Consider the following 17,162-nt stretch of genomic DNA (forward strand, 5'->3'; position numbering starts at 1 on the left):
TGTAAGTAGGCAGATTCTCAAATGTAGTATCAGTACGTGCTTAAAACGGGGTAGATACTAAAAGTTAGGCAAAATAAGCAACACCCGCTTCAAACAGTGGTTGATCAACAACGTCAGGAATATTCATGTACAAATGCTGACCACTGCGCTCAGTGTGTCCCATCTTGCCAAACACGCGACCGTCTGGGCTAGTAATACCCTCGACTGCCAGCAACGAACCATTCGGGTTATATTGCAAATCCATCGAAGGTACGCCTTGGTCGTCAACATACTGCGTGGCAATTTGACCTTGAGCAAGCATACGCTGTAACACGTCATCAGTTGCCACAAATCGTCCCTCGCCATGGGAAATAGCAATAGTATGCGTATCGCCAACCTGAGTTTGTGCAAGCCAAGGAGAGAGCGTAGAAGCAATGCGCGTATGCACAATCTTGCTCTGGTGACGTCCAAGCGTATTAAAGGTCAGTGTAGGGCATGCCTCATCAATAGGCACAATATCGCCGAATGGCACCAATCCCAGCTTAATAAGTGCTTGGAAGCCGTTGCAAATGCCGAGCATCAATCCGTCGCGATTATTAAGTAAATCGCGCACTGCTTCAGTGACTTCTGGAGCGCGGAAGAATGCAGTAATGAACTTAGCAGATCCATCAGGCTCATCACCTCCAGAGAAGCCACCAGGTAGCATAACAATCTGGCTTTCTCGAATAGATTGAGCCAATGCATGTGTGGACTGAGCTACCGCACTAGGTGAGAGATTGTTGATAACCAAAGTCTGAGGGACAGCACCTGCTCGCTTAAACGCAGCTGCTACGTCATATTCGCAATTATTACCTGGAAATACTGGAATAATAACGCGAGGGCGTGCAAGTCGAGAGCCACTATACGTATGGCGTTCAGCAGTAGCAAAATCGGCTGTTGGCACGTGCTGGGATGCCTCTTGATCGTCAGATCGGTAAGGGAAAACATCTTCAAGACGAGATTCCCAAGCCTCCTGCAGCTCAGCAAGGGGTAGCTGTTCACCACCCAAATCTAGAACATACTCATTGCAAGTAGTACCCAGCTGTTCTACAGTAAATGCGCCAGTTGTTGCAATATCAGTAATATCAGCTGAATCAGCAAGCTCTAACACGAACGAGCCGTAAGCAGGGGCGAACAATGCCTCAATATCAGCAGCTGCATCACAGTGCAGACCAATATGATTACCAAGCGCCATGGTAAACAATGAGCCGGCAGTACAACTGTAACCAGGAGTTGCAGCAGCACACACCACCCCTTGTCCAATAAGCTGCTCAACAGTATCAAATACAGCAAGTAGCGACTGAGCCTGAGGTGTAATGCCATCAGCTTTCATGCGTGGAACAAGGCGTACCACACGATGTCCGGCACGCTTAAACTCCGGAGAAGTAGTGCGTGCGACATCGCCAACAGAAACAGCAAAACTGATGAGGGTAGGAGGTACATCGAGATCCTCAAAGCTACCACTCATAGAATCTTTGCCACCAATAGCACCCACGCCTAAATCAACCTGAGCCATCAACGCACCAAGCACGCTAGCTACAGGCTTACCCCAGCGTTCAGGAGTATCACGTAGCTTCTCGAAATACTCTTGGAAACTTAAATAGGCATTGCGACGTGAATAACCGGTAGCAATCAATTTTGCCACTGATTCCACAACAGCCGCATACGCCCCAGTAAACTGGTTGCGCTCACTTAAGAATGGGTTAAATCCCCAAGCCATAGCTGAAGCAGTGGAGGTTTCACCCTCAACAGGAAGCTTCGCCACCATAGCCATTGGCTCGGTGAGCTGATATTTACCGCCAAAAGGCATGAGCACAGTGCCAGCTCCAATAGTGGCATCAAAGCGCTCAACCAAGCCCTTGTTACCGGCATTATTCAAATCAGTAACTACAGCACGCATGCGTTCCGTAAGGTTTGTGTATTGTTGAGGGGCACTCCAAGGAGTATGCCAATCTTGTGGCTGCTCTACATGCACCTGCTGATGTTTAGCAGCGCCATTGGAAGACAAGAATTCACGACTCAAATCCACAATGGTATCGCCATCCCACTGCATCACCATGCGCGGATCTGCAGTGACTGTGGCAATTACTGTGGCTTCGAGATTCTCTTGTGCAGCATAACGCATAAATTCTTCAACATCATCTGCTGCCACATCAACAGCCATACGTTCCTGAGATTCAGAAATAGCAAGCTCAGTGCCATCCAAACCGTCATATTTCTTTGGAACAGCATTCAAATCTACCAGTAAACCATCGGCAATTTCACCAACGGCTACGCTTACGCCGCCTGCGCCAAAATCATTGCATCGCTTAATTAATCGAGTAGCTTCACCGCGCCTAAACAAGCGCTGTAACTTGCGCTCTACTGGCGCATTACCTTTTTGGACTTCGGCACCATCAAGTTCTAGTGATTCTACATTATGTGCTTTAGAAGATCCTGTGGCGCCACCAATACCATCTCGACCTGTGCGACCACCGAGCAGAATAATCTTGTCGCCAGGAGCTGGAGTTTCACGGCGAACATGATCAGCAGGAGTGGCGGCGACTACGGCGCCAACCTCCATGCGCTTAGCTACATAGCCAGGGTGATAAATTTCATGAACCTGACCTGTTGCTAAGCCAATCTGGTTGCCATATGAAGAATACCCTGCAGCAGCTCCAGTAACAAGCTTGCGCTGTGGGAGCTTTCCTTCAAGTGTGTCAGCTACGGGAACCGTTGGATCTGCGGCTCCAGTGACGCGCATAGCCTGATATACGTAGGCACGTCCAGATAGTGGATCACGAATGCATCCGCCAATACAGGTAGCTGCGCCACCAAATGGCTCAATCTCTGTAGGATGATTATGCGTTTCGTTCTTAAAGAGGAACAGCCAATCCTCATCGTTGCCGTTGACATCAACAGTAACTTTTACTGTACATGCGTTAATTTCTTCTGACTCATCAAGCCCAGTGAGTACCCCTTGAGCTTTCAACCATTTTGCGCCCAAAGTTCCCATATCCATTAACGATACGGGCTTAGCATCACGCCCTAATTCATGACGCATGCGCAAATACTGTTCAAAAGCTTCGCGCACTACATCGTCATCAATAGCAACATGGTCTAACTCAGTGCCAAATGTAGTATGTCGGCAATGGTCTGACCAGTATGTGTCAATAACACGCAGTTCGGTAATAGTTGGGTCACGTTGCTCAGACAAGAAATACTGGCGTGTAAATTGCAAATCAGCCACATCCATAGCCAGCCCATACTCTTCAATAAGCTGCGCTAACTGGTCGTCGCTATATTCTCTAAAGCCGGTCAATCGTGCAACTTTGGCAGGATGGGTAACTGGTGTATGTAGTGTAGTACGCTCTTCAAGGCTGGCAAGACGGGCTTCAACAGGATTGATTACATACTGCTCAATACGCTGCACGTCATCAGCGCTGAGAGTTCCATCGAGAATATACAGGATGGCGGTGCGCACTGTAGGGCGTTCACCTTGGCTAATAAGCTGAATGCATTCGCTTGCAGAGTCTGCACGTTGATCGAATTGCCCCGGTAAATATTCGGTAGCAAATACCTGCTGATCAGGCTGAATGCCAATCTCATCAAAAGTACGATATACCACATCTACTGGTGGCTCACTAAATACTGTTGGAATACAAGATTCAAACAGTTGCTCATCGATGCCTTCAACATCGTAGCGGTTGAGCATCTGCACGCGAGTTAGTGTAGTAATCCCTACAATATCGCGTAGCTCTGTAAAAAGTTGCCTTGCTTGGACATCAAAACCGGCGCGCTTGCCAACATAAACGCGGTATACCACGTGGTTCTCCTTATTGAACTGCTTCGTACTGCATTACTACAGTGCTATTGGTATTTAGTACTCAAGGTATTAAGTAGGTATTTGAGTAGTGAAGAGTAAATAATGAAGAGTAAAGCCGAGCAGCATACACTACTCGGCTTTGCCATACGTTAGATAGTTACTGACTCACGCTGAGCTAAGGCTTCTAAGCGTGCAGCAATCTCTTCGTACGCTGGAATAATGGATCCAAGATCACGTCTAAACAAATCTTTATCGAGATGTTCAATCTGACCTTGTGCAGCATCATGGCCCCACAGACGGCATGTGTCTGGAGTAATTTCATCAGCCAACAAAATCTGACCGTCACTGGTCTCGCCAATTTCAATCTTAAAATCAACGAGTGTGACATCAATAGCTTGGAAAATTTCGGTTAACTTTTCATTGATTAAACGAGCTTGACGGGAAATTTCAGCAAGCTGCTCTGCTGTAGCAAGACGCAAAGCCACAATAGCATCGTCATTGATGAATGGATCGCCCAAATCATCAGACTTGTAGCAGAACTCTAAAATTGGTTGAGCAAGCTCGGTACCTTCTGCAACACCGTAGCGCTTCGCGAATGAGCCGGCAGCAACATTGCGCATGATAATTTCCAGAGGGAACATAGTCATGCGACGTACCAGCTGGTCGGTTTCATTGATTTGACGAACAAAATGGCTTTGCACGCCGCGTGCTTTGAGCAGTGCAAAAATAAGGGAAGTAATGCGATTATTCAGCTTGCCCTTGCCTTCAATTTGTTCTTTTTTCGCGCCATTACCTGCAGTGGCTTGATTGGAATACTCTACCCAGAGAACATCTGGATCGTCCGTTGCGTATAGTTTCTTTGCTTTGCCCTCGTAGAGCTTTTGCTGCTTTTCCATAATTGCCTTTCTTGGCTGCAAATGCAATGCACAAATGCAGGTGAACCAAGGGATTTGGACACTCAAACACTACCAATAACAACATACATCGTGTGAAGTTTACAGGCTATGTTTAGCGCCATATTGTGGCCACGCTGTTGTATATCAGCGTGTACCGCTTGCTATTGCTGGTTTTGAGATACTGTAATTTCAAGCGTCTCGGCTACTGCTGTAGCCTTAGCGCGCGCTTGCTCGACAGTGGTACCTGCCGCAAGTGCTACTGCCATACGGCGTTCGCCATGGACTACAGGCTTGCCAAAAAGACGCACATCAGTATACGGTTCGCTTAATGCTTGTGGAAGGTTGCTAAAAGTGACTTCACCTTCGCCTTCAACAACAATAGCATGGCTGGCGCTGACTAATGCAGGGTTGCGCAGTTGCACAGTATCTTCAGTTACTGGAATACCAAGTACTGCACGCGCATGGAGCGCAAATTCGCTAAAATGCTGAGAAAGCATCGTAACCATACCGGTGTCATGTGGGCGAGGAGAAACCTCATTAAACAGCACGGACCCATCTTCAAGGACGAAAAGCTCCACGCCATAAACGCCCCAACCGCGTTCACCTTGAGCGCGCGCTGCATCAGTAAGACCCTGCACAAGAGTGGTTGCATAGGCAGCAGCTTGTTCACGTACCGACTGGCTGATATTGGCTGGCTGCCATGATTCACGATAATCGCCATGATCTTGACGCTGGCCAATAGGGGAGCATGTGACTACTCCTGCACTTGAGCTTACGGTTAGTATAGTGAGTTCTTCAACGATATTGACAAAGCCTTCAACAACTACGCGGCTTATTTGTCCAGCAACGGCTACGCGACCGCCAGTTTGTGCTGTATTCCACGCCTGCTCGATGTCTTCTTCGCTGTGCATTACTGCTTGTCCATGTCCAGAAGAACTCATTACTGGCTTGACTACGCATGGGAAGCCCACGGCTTGTACACCGGCTTTGAATTCTTCAAAAGAACCTGCAAAGCGGTATGGAGAAGTAGGAAGTCCTAGATCTTCGGCTGCAAGACGACGCAAGGCTTCTCGATCCATGCAAATGCGGGCAGTTTGGCAGCTTGGTACAACTTGAATACCGTCAAGGGCTGCAAAACGAAGCTGATCGGTAGCAATAGCTTCTACTTCCGGGATAATGATAGTTGGTTGGATTTCAGCAATGAGGGCGTTTAGCTGGTCTGGGTCTGCCATATTCAGTACGCGGGCCTCATGAGCTACATGATGTGCTGGTGCGTGCTCATAGGAGTCTGCGGCACATACCCAAGCTCCTAAGCGCATGAGCTCGATAGTGATTTCTTTACCTAACTCACCGGAACCAAGCAATAATACCCGCACTGGATGTTCACTATATGGAGCACCAAGATGATGCTGCACATGGAGTTGATCGGTATCAGTAGGTATTGCATTGGTTGCAGTGGTAGACACTTGCCCTGCTTGCGCTACAGCATCAGTGCGCGCTGCGGCATTAGCAGGTAAGTTAATGGCACAAGGACTGTCATGAAGTTGAGCATGATGGTTAGCCATAGTTCATATTGTGTCATGGTGACTACCCCAAAGTGCGAGGCTGGTGGCGTATACAGGTATTGCGTCCAACATGTGGACGAATAAAATTCGGTATACTAAAGGTAGACAGGCAATGTAGGGGGAGTTATGCAAGAAAGCATTATTCAAGAAACCGAGATGAAGGCGTCATCTAAACCGCTTACTATTGCGCTGGTACTTGATAGTTTTGGTAATCGCGGCAATGGTACTTCAAATTCGGCACTGCAATATGCTGCAGAATTAGAAAAATTAGGCGCACGTGTGCGTCTTGTTGGCATTGGCGCAGGTACATACGCAGTACCTGAGCGCCATATTCCTATGATTTCCCGTATTGCAGCAAAACAACAAATGCATTTTGCGCAAGTAGATGAGCGTGTGCTACGGGCATGTTTTGCCGGAGTGGATGTTGTTCATATTTATATGCCGTTTACTTTTGGCAGGGCGGCACTTCGAGTAGCACGTAGTATGGGAATACCAGTTACTGCTGGTTTTCATATTCAACCAGAAAATATTTTGTATTCTGCGGGTCCTCTACGATATATTCCCGGTGCAGTGAGTATTATCTATCGACTGTTTCGGCATTGGCTCTATGATCATGTACAGCATATTCATGTGCCAACTACTATGGGTGCGAAGTTGCTACATGCGCACGGGTATCGCGCTAATATTCATGTTATTTCTAACGGATATGAGCCTGTATATACGCCAAAAGCAGAGTCTGGTACGTCGGAGAATGCTGCAGATGCTGCTGATGTTGCAGATGTTATAGATGCTACTGATGTTACAGATGTAAAGCAGTTTCATATTGTTGCCAGCGGTAGATTAACTCGGGAAAAACACCACATTACTCTGCTGCGCGCGGTGGCAAGATGCAAGCATCGAAATAGTATTCGAGTCAGTATTGCAGGCACTGGTCCACTGCTTCGTCCATTACAATTAGCTGCACGTGTGCTGTTGCGTGCTCAACATGGGTATAAGCGTGTACGCTGTGACATTGGTTTTCATGAGCATAATACGATGCCTGACTTCTTGCGTAGTGCTGATTTGCTTGTTCATCCGTCTCTTGTTGATTTGGAATCAATTAGTGTGTTAGAGGCTACTGCTTGTGGGGTAGTACCGGTTATTGCGCAAAGTCCATTAAGTGCAGCTAGTCAATTTGCACTTACCGAGCATTCGCTGTTTCCTGTGCGCGACGTGCAGGCATTAGCGGACGCTATTGATTGGTGGATTGAGCACCCACACGAACGTCAGATATGGAGTGGTGTGTATGCAGAGCGTGCAGTAGAGCAGTATTCACTTGTTTCTTGTGCGCAACAATTTATGGATATGGAACAGCAGGCGCTGGCGGACGCTGCAATATATCATCGCGACACGCTGAAACGGCACTAAAGATGCAAAGATTGCTCGCATAGTGTATAGTACCAATTCGTTGTGCTGGTCACATGTGATCAGATGCAACAATGGTGGCTATAGCTCAGTTGGTAGAGCATCTGATTGTGGTTCAGAAGGTCGCGTGTTCGAGCCACGTTAGCCACCCTCGTTAAGGGCTTTGTCTTAAGGCAAAGCCCTTTCTCGTTCTACGTGGTTTCAGTACGTGACCTAGGTAAAATCAGAGTTAAATGGTTTTGGGATTTGTGGCTTATATGCCAACACTCTAGTACCTTATATGTCCACTTTTCTGCCATGTGCCAAAAGCGGCTACTTTGGAATATCTGATGTTTCAAACCGTACGGAAGAACAAGGTAAACAGGCTGCCAAAATCTGCTAGTACCCAATAGTAACCGGTAGCAAGCAATACAAGCCCCTCCAAATACAAAGAGTCTGTAATATGGGGCTTATAGTAGCTACATAGTGCAATAAAAAACTCAGTTACTACTGGCTGATATGGTACTGAAATACGCGATAACAATACCAATGCAGAGTAACTGAGTGTAAAACCGTAGTTGCGCTTTTGAACTACATCAAGTTTCAGTTATTTAGATCTAGTCTTCGCCCCAAACTTCAGCAGCTACCTGACGTACTAAAGCAATTTTAGCCCACTGCTCCTCTTCGGTTAATTCATTGCCTTCTTCGGTAGAAGCAAAGCCACACTGTGTGGATAGGCACAAGCGATCCAGGGGTACATACTGTGCAGCTTCTTGAATGCGAGCTTTAACTACTTCTGGATCTTCAAGTACTGGGGACTTGGAAGTAATAAGACCAAGCACCACAGTAGCGTTTGGATGAATTTTGGCTAATGGAGCAAAATCGCCGGAGCGGTCATCGTCAAATTCCAAGTAGAACGCGCTTACGTTTTCACGAGCAAACAGAATATCAGCTACTGGCTCATAGCCACCTTGAGAAGCCCAAGTTGAGTGATAATTACCACGGCAATCGTGTGTGGTAATGACCAAATCTTCTGGCTGATCGGCAATAACGGCATTATTGATTGCTAAGAAACGTTCTTTTGGATCTGCATACTCTCCTGGAGCGATCAGCTTTGCTTTACCGTAATCTGGATCGCAAAGCATGCCCCATACACAGTCATCAAGCTGCACATTGCGACATCCTTCATCATAGAGTGCTGCGATCAGACCGCGGTATGCTGCTACTAAATCAGCGTCAACTGCGGCATCAGCTTCAACGCCCTTGCCATATACGGCTTCCAAAGACTCAATATTTTCTGGACGGTAGAATTCAGCAACGGTTTGTGCAGGTGCTGGAATAGTTTGACGTGCTACTACGGTATCGTCTTCAAACTGCTTTAAGAAGCGGAAATGCTCAACAAATGGATGAGTGCCGTCAAAAGCGATTTTTCCCGTTACGCGCGCAGACTCTGCTCGGGTTTCTTCGCCGTGGAACTGATATCCATGGTCGAGTGCTACCTTGTCAACACCGGAGAATCCCCACATTGCGTCAAGATGCCACCAGCCGCGCCTAAATTCACCGTCGGTAATAACGTGCAAGCCAGCTTGCTTTTGTTGTTCGACAAGTTTGGTAATTGCGGCATCCTCTACAGCTTTCAATCCTGCAGCATCGAGTGTGCCTGCTTCAAAAGCTTTGCGAGCGTCCTTTAGTTCCTGTGGGCGCAAATAGCTGCCAACGACATCGGCGCGAAATGGTGCATTCTTGGTATATGCCATGGATCCTCCTATTGTTTGCTGACATACACAGCATAACGGCAAATGCAAGGGAACACTACGTAATCGTTATTAGAAAAACTGATAGCGAGTGATAAATGCTCAGTGTGCATGGTACTTTGCAAAGTAATAATGCGTGCTGTATGACGAGAGATGTGTGATCTACGATGCACTGATGTGTGCGGTATGTATACAACTGGTAGCTTGTCGGGTCAGTAGTGTAGGCTTTAGCGAAGCAATCGGTATTAGTGTGTTTTGTCGCACGGTATGATATACTGATTATTTGTGTGTGCCATTAATGGTGCCTATGTTATGGCGTCATTCGAGTGGGACATTCTGGAACACGGTGAAGCAACCTAGTAATAGCGCGCTGAGTGTGAAGGACCATCGGGCCGGTGGACTGTGGCTTTCTACTCTTTGCTCTTGAGCATGGATAGATGTGGGCTGCAGTGTGGCGGTTCCACAGAATAGAGAACATCCATGTGAATCGGAGAGACAGTTGCCTACGATTGAACAGCTGGTCCGTAAGGGCCGCAAGCCAAAGCCAAAGAAGTCCAAGACTTTGGCACTGAAGGGTAGCCCACTGCGTCGCGGTGTGTGCACCCGTGTGTACACCACTACACCAAAGAAGCCAAACTCTGCACTTCGTAAGGTTGCACGTGTACGCCTGAGCTCAGGTATTGAAGTTACCGCCTACATTCCAGGCGAAGGTCACAACTTGCAGGAGCACTCCATTGTGCTCGTACGCGGTGGCCGTGTGAAGGATTTGCCAGGTGTACGTTACCACATCGTCCGTGGTGCATTAGATACCCAGGGCGTTAAGGACCGCAAGCAGGGTCGTTCCCTGTACGGAGCAAAGAAGGCGAAGTAAGAGATATGTCACGTAAAGGACCTGCCAAGAAGCATCAGCTCCTGCCCGATCCAATCTACGGTTCGACGGTAGTGGCACAGCTCATCAATAAGATTCTGCTTGACGGTAAGAAGTCAATTGCTGAAAACATTGTGTATTCTGCACTTGATATCGTCAAGGAAAAGACCGAACAGGAGCCAGTCTCCGTTCTTAAGCGCGCTTTGGACAATATCCGTCCAAGCCTTGAGGTTCGTTCCCGCCGCGTTGGTGGTGCAACCTACCAGGTACCAGTTGAAGTAAAGCCAGCTCGTGCAAACACTTTGTCTTTGCGCTGGTTGACTGACTTCTCCCGTGCTCGCCGCGAAAAGACCATGGCTGAGCGTCTGGCAAACGAGATTCTTGACGCATCCAACGGCTTGGGTGCTTCCGTAAAGCGCCGCGAGGATACCCACAAGATGGCAGAGGCTAACAAGGCCTTCGCTCACTATCGTTGGTAATCCCCAATATTCAAGTTCGAGAGCTAAGGAACATCCATGGCACAAGATGTGCTTAACGACCTCAATCAGGTTCGTAATATCGGCATTATGGCTCACATTGATGCCGGTAAGACTACAACAACAGAACGTATTTTGTTCTACACGGGCAAGAACTACAAGATCGGCGAAACCCATGATGGTGCGTCGACTATGGACTTCATGGCCCAAGAGCAGGAACGCGGTATTACTATTCAGTCTGCTGCTACCACCTGCTTCTGGAATCGTCAGACCCACGACACTGACAAGCAGTTCCAGATCAACATCATCGATACCCCAGGTCACGTGGACTTCACTGCTGAGGTAGAGCGTTCTTTGCGCGTACTCGATGGTGCTGTTGCAGTATTCGATGGTAAGGAAGGCGTAGAGCCACAGTCTGAAACCGTATGGCGTCAGGCTGATAAGTATGGCGTTCCACGTATCTGCTTCATCAACAAGATGGATAAGCTGGGTGCAAACTTCTACTACTCAGTAGACACCATCAAGGAAAAGCTCGGTGCAACCCCACTCGTAGTTCAGCTGCCAATTGGTGCAGAGAACGACTTCGCTGGTGTGGTTGACCTTATCCGCATGAAGGCTTATATCTGGAACGATGTCTCCAGCGATCAGGGTGCCCACTATGACACCGTTGATATTCCAGCTGATTTGCAGGAAAAGGCTGAGCAGTATCGTGCAGAACTTCTTGATCAGGTTGCAGAATCTGATGAAGAGTTGCTCGAGAAGTACCTTGAATCTGGTGAATTGAGCGAAGAAGAGATCCGCGCTGGTATTCGCAAGCTCACTGTAGCTCGTGAAGCCTACCCAGTATTGTGCGGTTCTGCATTCAAGGACAAGGGCGTACAGCCAATGCTTGACGCTGTTGTCGATTACTTGCCAAGCCCAGAAGACGTTCCAGCAATCAAGGGCTTCGATCCAGCCGATGAATCCATCGAAATTGATCGTAAGCCATTGACTAGCGAACCATTCTCCGCTTTGGTATTTAAGATTTCCACTCACCAGTTCTACGGCAAGCTCGTCTTTGTGCGTGTATACTCCGGTGAAGTCAAGCCAGGCGATACCGTTCTTGATTCTACCAAGGGCAAGAAGGAACGCGTCGGTAAGATCTTCCAGATGCACGCTGACAAGGAGAACCCAGTAGATAACGCTTCTGCAGGTAACATCTACACCTTCGTAGGTCTGAAGAACGTTTCTACCGGTGACACATTGTGCGACGAGAAGGCTCCTATTTCTCTGGAATCCATGACCTTCCCAGATCCTGTTATCGAAGTGGCTGTAGAGCCAAAGACCAAGCAGGATCAGGAAAAGATGGCAAATGCTTTGGCAAAGCTGTCTGACGAAGATCCAACCTTCCAGGTGAAGACCGATGAAGAGTCTGGTCAGACCTTGATTTCTGGTATGGGCGAGCTTCAGCTTGATATTATCGTCGACCGTATGCGTCGCGAATTCAAGGTGGAATGCAATGTAGGTAAGCCACAGGTAGCATACCGCGAGACCATCCGCAAGGCTGTAATGAACCAAGAGTACACCCACAAGAAGCAGACCGGTGGTTCTGGTCAGTTCGCAAAGGTACTCATGAACTTCGAGCCTTTGGATACCGAAGCTGGCGAAAACTACGAGTTCGTCAACGAGGTTACTGGTGGACACATCACCAAGGAATTCATTCCTTCCATCGACGCTGGTGTGCAGGAAGCAATGGAATCCGGTGTACTCGCAGGCTTCCCAGTGGTGGGCGTCAAGGCAACCGTCACCGACGGTCAGACCCACGATGTCGACTCCTCAGAACTTGCCTTCAAGATCGCAGGTTCTATGTGCTTCAAGGAAGCAGCTCCTAAGGCTCACCCAGTAATCCTCGAACCAATTATGGCTGTTGAGGTGCGTACTCCAGAAGAGTACATGGGTGACGTTATGGGTGATATTAACTCCCGTCGAGGCACCATCCAGTCTATGACTGATTCCACTGGTGTTAAGGTTATTGACGCAAAGGTACCACTGAGCGAAATGTTTGGCTACATTGGTGATTTGCGTTCTAAGACCCAGGGCCGTGCAATGTTCACCATGCAGATGGACTCTTATGCAGAGGTGCCAAAGGCAGTATCTGACGAGATCATCAAGGCCCAGCGCGGCGAGTAATTCACTTACAGAGTTATCACCGCAATCGGGGTTTTGCAGTTGTTTAACCTCCGAGTCAGCGTTACAATTTATAGGCTGACTCGGAGCGTTGAGCTCATAGCAAAGTCCCAACAATCTAGTAATATGTAGCGAGTGTCTTGTGCATGGTTTGCACAAGCAAACTACGAATCGTCCAGGAGGACATAACACATGGCAAAGGCAAAGTACGAGCGCACTAAGCCGCACGTTAACATTGGTACTATTGGTCACGTCGATCACGGTAAGACCACTCTGACCGCAGCAATCTCCAAGGTTCTGCACGAGGAGTATCCAGATGTAAACCCTGCATACGACTTCAACCAGATTGATGCCGCTCCAGAAGAGCAGCAGCGTGGTATTACTATCAACATTGCTCACATTGAGTATCAGACTGAAGCACGTCACTACGCACACGTTGACTGCCCAGGCCACGCTGACTTCGTTAAGAACATGATTACCGGTGCTGCACAGATGGATGGCGCTATCCTCGTAGTAGCAGCAACCGATGGTCCTATGGCTCAGACTCGTGAGCACGTATTGCTCGCTCGTCAGGTAGGCGTTCCAAAGATCCTCGTTGCACTCAACAAGTGCGATATGGTCGAAGACGAAGAGCTCATTGAGCTCGTTGAAGAAGAGGTTCGTGACCTCCTCGACGAAAACGGCTTCGATCGCGACTGCCCAGTAATCCACACCTCTGCATACGGCGCATTGCATGACGATGCTCCAGATCATGAGAAGTGGGTTGAGTCCGTTAAGGAACTCATGAAGGCTGTTGACGAATACATCCCAACCCCAGTACACGATCTCGATAAGCCATTCTTGATGCCAATCGAGGATGTGTTCACCATCTCCGGTCGTGGTACCGTAGTAACCGGTCGTGTTGAGCGCGGTAAGCTCGCAATCAACACCCCAGTAGAAATCGTTGGTATTCGTCCAACCCAGAACACCACCGTAACCTCCATCGAGACCTTCCACAAGCAGATGGACGAGTGCGAAGCTGGTGACAACACCGGTCTTTTGCTCCGTGGTCTCGGTCGTACCGACGTTGAGCGCGGTCAGGTTGTTGTAAAGCCAGGTTCCGTAACTCCTCACACTAAGTTTGAGGGTGAGGTTTACGTCTTGACTAAGGATGAGGGTGGCCGTCACTCACCATTCTTCTCCAACTACCGTCCACAGTTCTACTTCCGTACCACCGACGTAACTGGCGTTATCACCTTGCCAGAAGGCGTTGAAATGGTACAGCCTGGTGATCACGCTACCTTCTCCGTAGAGTTGATCCAGCCAATCGCAATGGAAGAGGGCTTGACCTTCGCAGTTCGTGAAGGTGGCCACACTGTTGGTTCAGGTCGTGTAACCAAGATCATTGGCTAGTTCTAGTTAAATAGCCGTATAAGCCTCGGGAGTAATTCCGAGGCTTTTTCATAATCAGATGTAATTACGTAATTACAAGACGGTGCTCACACTGTAGTTACAGAATGCTCAATATGCATAGAGATGATTCTATCCTATAAGCCATATTGTTTACGTGCAACAAGCTCACGTAGAAAATACGCTATAACACATGCAACTTAGCATCAATAAGTGATAATGAGTAATAGTGAACGGCAAAGAGACAACAACCAATAAATGTATACGGATAGTGGCATAATATTGACGGCTTATTGTGAATACGAATGAATAGGTGAATCAATTGGCACAAACAACCAACGATATTAAGAACGGATCAGTATTAAATCTTGATGGTCAACTCTGGACAGTAACTAAGTTCCAGCACGTTAAGCCAGGTAAAGGTCCAGCTTTCGTACGTACCACTATTAAGAACGTACTTTCTGGCAAGATTGTTGATAAAACATTCAATGCTGGCATGAAAATTGATTTTGAAACCGTAGACAACCGTACTTTGCAATACTCCTATGAAGACGGCGATAACTACGTATTCATGGACATGACCACCTACGATCAGATTTATATTCCAAAGGCTCTTGTAGGCGATCAGAGCAAGTTCTTGCTTGAAGGCACTGACTGCATCGTCAGCTTCCATGATGGCACCCCATTGAATGTGGAACTTCCTGCTTCTGTAATACTCACTATTACCCATACTGAGCCAGGTTTGCAGGGCAACCGCTCTAACGCAGGTACCAAGCCAGCAACTGTGGAGACCGGAGCTGAAATTCAGGTTCCACTCTTTATCGGTGAAGGTGAAAAGGTTAAGGTTGATACCCGCGACGGCTCCTACTTGGGTCGTGAAAACTAAGAGACTTGAGGGAGCTTCATGGCACGTTCCACCGCTCGTAAACGAGCTCTAAACACGTTATACGAAGCAGATGAAAAAGGGCAGAAGATTCTGTCTCTGCTTGAAGAGCGTATTGAGCATCCAGGTGCGCAAACACCTCTACCAGAATATGCTATTGAAATAGTTCGAGGTGTAGCTGAACACAAACGAGTAATCGATACGTTACTTGGTGAGTGTTCTGAAAAATGGACAGTACGCCGTATGCCTGTAGTCGATCGCAATATTATGCGTATCGCAGTCTGGGAAATTGCGTTTAATGACGAAGTTCCTGACGGCGTAGCTATTGATGAGGCTATTGCACAGGCCAAAACATTAAGCGATTCGGACTCACCGTCGTTTATGCATGCTGTATTGTCTGCTGTTTCAGATCGTGTACGCGCTATGAGCGAAGAAGATTTGGCTGCACTTGATGCGCCACATCGCACAAAACAAACTCAGTCTTTTGCGCATGAGGGAGCACCGGCAGTTGATGCTGGTAATCCTGATATTCCATCTGAAGATTGATATTTGAGCCGTCACTTATGTGGCGGCTTTTTTGTAAGCACAAATTACCAATGAACTTGTGGTGTAGCACTGCGTATCAGAGTGCAAGCATACTTATGAGCAACAGTGTGTACAGCATGAGAGAATCACGTATGATAAATAGAAGAGCAAAAAACCAGACCATCTGCTTAAGGGGGATTTGTGAGCCTCAATGATTCTGTTACTCTCACTGAACAATACTACAGTGCAGAGGATGCCGTACTTGTACTCGAAGATGGACAAATCTATGTTGGTCGCCCATATGGAGCCCATGGAGAGACCTTTGGCGAAATTGTTTTTGCAACTGCAATGACCGGTTATCAGGAAACATTAACTGATCCGAGTTACGATCGACAGATTGTCGTGCAAACATTCCCACATATTGGCGATACTGGTGTGAATACTGAAGATCCAGAATCATCAAAAATTTGGGTCTCTGGCTATGTGGTGCGTGAGCCAAGTCCAGTAGTGAGTAATTGGCGAGCACAAGGCAGTCTTGACGAAGAGCTAGTGCGTCAGGGGATTGTGGGTATTAGCGATATTGATACACGAAAGCTGGTACGTCATTTACGTTCGGCAGGCGTGATGCGTGCTGGTATTTTTTCTGGAAAAGCACTACTGAGCGAAGCCGGTACATTAGTTCCTCCAGCAGCTTTGCTCGCACGAGTAGGTGAACAACCTCCTATGGCAGGTGCCAATCTAAGCGCGGAAGTCAGTACACAAGAGCACTATGTTATTGAGCCAACGGGTGATTTTGCAGGTAAAGAGCCAGTTGCTACCGTTGCGGCGCTTGATCTTGGTATTAAGTCTATGACCCCACACCGTTTGGCAGAACGCGGATGCAGGGTAGTAGTGATGCCAATGCAGTCCACATTTGCAGATATTGAAGCTGTTGGTGCAACTGGGGTATTCTTCTCGAATGGTCCTGGAGACCCTGCTGCGGCAGACGACACCGTAGCCTTGTTGCGTCAGGTCTTAGATGCACGTATTCCATTCTTTGGCATTTGCTTTGGTAATCAGATTCTTGGTCGCGCACTAGGTTTTGGCACGTATAAACTTAAGTTTGGTCACCGTGGTGTTAATCAGCCGGTAAAAGACTTAACAACTGGAAAAGTTGAAGTGACTGCACATAATCACGGATTTGCTGTAGATGCGCCAATTGGTGAGCCAGTGCTCGCACCATATCAAGATGGAAAGTATGGCCGAGTGCGCGTCAGCCATATTGATTTGAATGACAATGTGGTAGAAGGTCTCGAATGCCTTGATATTCCAGCATTTTCAGTGCAATATCATCCAGAAGCTGCAGCTGGACCACATGATGCTTCGTATTTATTCGATCGATTTGTAGACCGTATGCGTCAAACGGCAACTACACAAGCACAGGCTTAGGAGGAC

12 protein-coding genes and 1 tRNA gene are annotated in these 17,162 nt (G+C 47.8%); 9 read left to right on the top strand and 4 right to left on the bottom strand.

Annotated features, from left to right (window positions below):
- Window positions 1-64: 64 nt before the first annotated feature.
- The 3 genes from IEU85_RS00640 to purT form a co-directional block, all read right to left on the bottom strand.
- Entirely contained in the window at window positions 65-3,823 is a 3,759-nt protein-coding gene (locus IEU85_RS00640; RefSeq protein WP_188354326.1) for a phosphoribosylformylglycinamidine synthase, read from the bottom strand.
- Between the two features lie 149 nt (window positions 3,824-3,972).
- On the bottom strand, window positions 3,973-4,719 hold the full coding sequence (gene purC / locus IEU85_RS00645) for a phosphoribosylaminoimidazolesuccinocarboxamide synthase (RefSeq protein WP_188354327.1): 747 nt from the start codon (window positions 4,717-4,719) through the stop codon (window positions 3,973-3,975).
- A gap of 161 nt (window positions 4,720-4,880) precedes the next feature.
- Window positions 4,881-6,284: a formate-dependent phosphoribosylglycinamide formyltransferase gene (gene purT, locus IEU85_RS00650; RefSeq protein WP_188354328.1), complete on the bottom strand. Its 1,404-nt coding sequence runs from the start codon at window positions 6,282-6,284 to the stop codon at window positions 4,881-4,883.
- A 126-nt stretch (window positions 6,285-6,410) separates the two neighbouring features.
- Between purT and IEU85_RS00655 the strand changes: the two genes are divergently transcribed.
- Together IEU85_RS00655 and IEU85_RS00660 are read left to right on the top strand one after the other, a co-directional pair.
- Window positions 6,411-7,691, top strand: coding sequence for a glycosyltransferase (locus IEU85_RS00655; protein WP_188354329.1), 1,281 nt, complete (start codon window positions 6,411-6,413; stop codon window positions 7,689-7,691).
- Window positions 7,692-7,765: 74 nt separating this feature from the next.
- Window positions 7,766-7,838, top strand: a tRNA-His gene (locus tag IEU85_RS00660).
- 446 nt (window positions 7,839-8,284) lie between these two features.
- Here IEU85_RS00660 and IEU85_RS00665 read toward each other — a convergent pair.
- Window positions 8,285-9,424: a 5-methyltetrahydropteroyltriglutamate--homocysteine S-methyltransferase gene (locus tag IEU85_RS00665; RefSeq protein WP_188354330.1), complete on the bottom strand. Its 1,140-nt coding sequence runs from the start codon at window positions 9,422-9,424 to the stop codon at window positions 8,285-8,287.
- A 496-nt stretch (window positions 9,425-9,920) separates the two neighbouring features.
- Between IEU85_RS00665 and rpsL the strand changes: the two genes are divergently transcribed.
- The 7 genes from rpsL to carA all read left to right on the top strand — a co-directional run bounded on the left by rpsL (window position 9,921) and on the right by carA (window position 17,156).
- A complete protein-coding gene (rpsL, locus tag IEU85_RS00670; RefSeq protein ID WP_100510868.1) occupies window positions 9,921-10,292 on the top strand; it encodes a 30S ribosomal protein S12 in 372 nt (123 codons plus the stop codon).
- A 5-nt stretch (window positions 10,293-10,297) separates the two neighbouring features.
- Window positions 10,298-10,768 carry a 30S ribosomal protein S7 gene (gene rpsG / locus IEU85_RS00675; protein WP_188354331.1) on the top strand — a complete coding sequence of 157 codons (471 nt, stop codon included), beginning with the start codon at window positions 10,298-10,300 and terminating at the stop codon, window positions 10,766-10,768.
- Between the two features lie 36 nt (window positions 10,769-10,804).
- A complete protein-coding gene (gene fusA, locus IEU85_RS00680; RefSeq protein ID WP_188354332.1) occupies window positions 10,805-12,934 on the top strand; it encodes an elongation factor G in 2,130 nt (709 codons plus the stop codon).
- A 189-nt stretch (window positions 12,935-13,123) separates the two neighbouring features.
- Window positions 13,124-14,323 carry an elongation factor Tu gene (tuf, locus tag IEU85_RS00685; RefSeq protein WP_188354333.1) on the top strand — a complete coding sequence of 400 codons (1,200 nt, stop codon included), beginning with the start codon at window positions 13,124-13,126 and terminating at the stop codon, window positions 14,321-14,323.
- Between the two features lie 319 nt (window positions 14,324-14,642).
- Window positions 14,643-15,206 (top strand): elongation factor P, encoded by a 564-nt coding sequence (gene efp, locus IEU85_RS00690; protein ID WP_188354334.1) that lies wholly within the window; start codon window positions 14,643-14,645, stop codon window positions 15,204-15,206.
- Window positions 15,207-15,224: 18 nt separating this feature from the next.
- Window positions 15,225-15,749 carry a transcription antitermination factor NusB gene (gene nusB, locus IEU85_RS00695; RefSeq protein WP_188354335.1) on the top strand — a complete coding sequence of 175 codons (525 nt, stop codon included), beginning with the start codon at window positions 15,225-15,227 and terminating at the stop codon, window positions 15,747-15,749.
- A 180-nt stretch (window positions 15,750-15,929) separates the two neighbouring features.
- A complete protein-coding gene (carA, locus tag IEU85_RS00700) occupies window positions 15,930-17,156 on the top strand; it encodes a glutamine-hydrolyzing carbamoyl-phosphate synthase small subunit (RefSeq protein WP_188354336.1) in 1,227 nt (408 codons plus the stop codon).
- Window positions 17,157-17,162: the final 6 nt, after the last annotated feature.

The organism is Galliscardovia ingluviei (assembly GCF_014635685.1).
In the GTDB taxonomy this organism is placed as follows: domain Bacteria; phylum Actinomycetota; class Actinomycetes; order Actinomycetales; family Bifidobacteriaceae; genus Galliscardovia; species Galliscardovia ingluviei.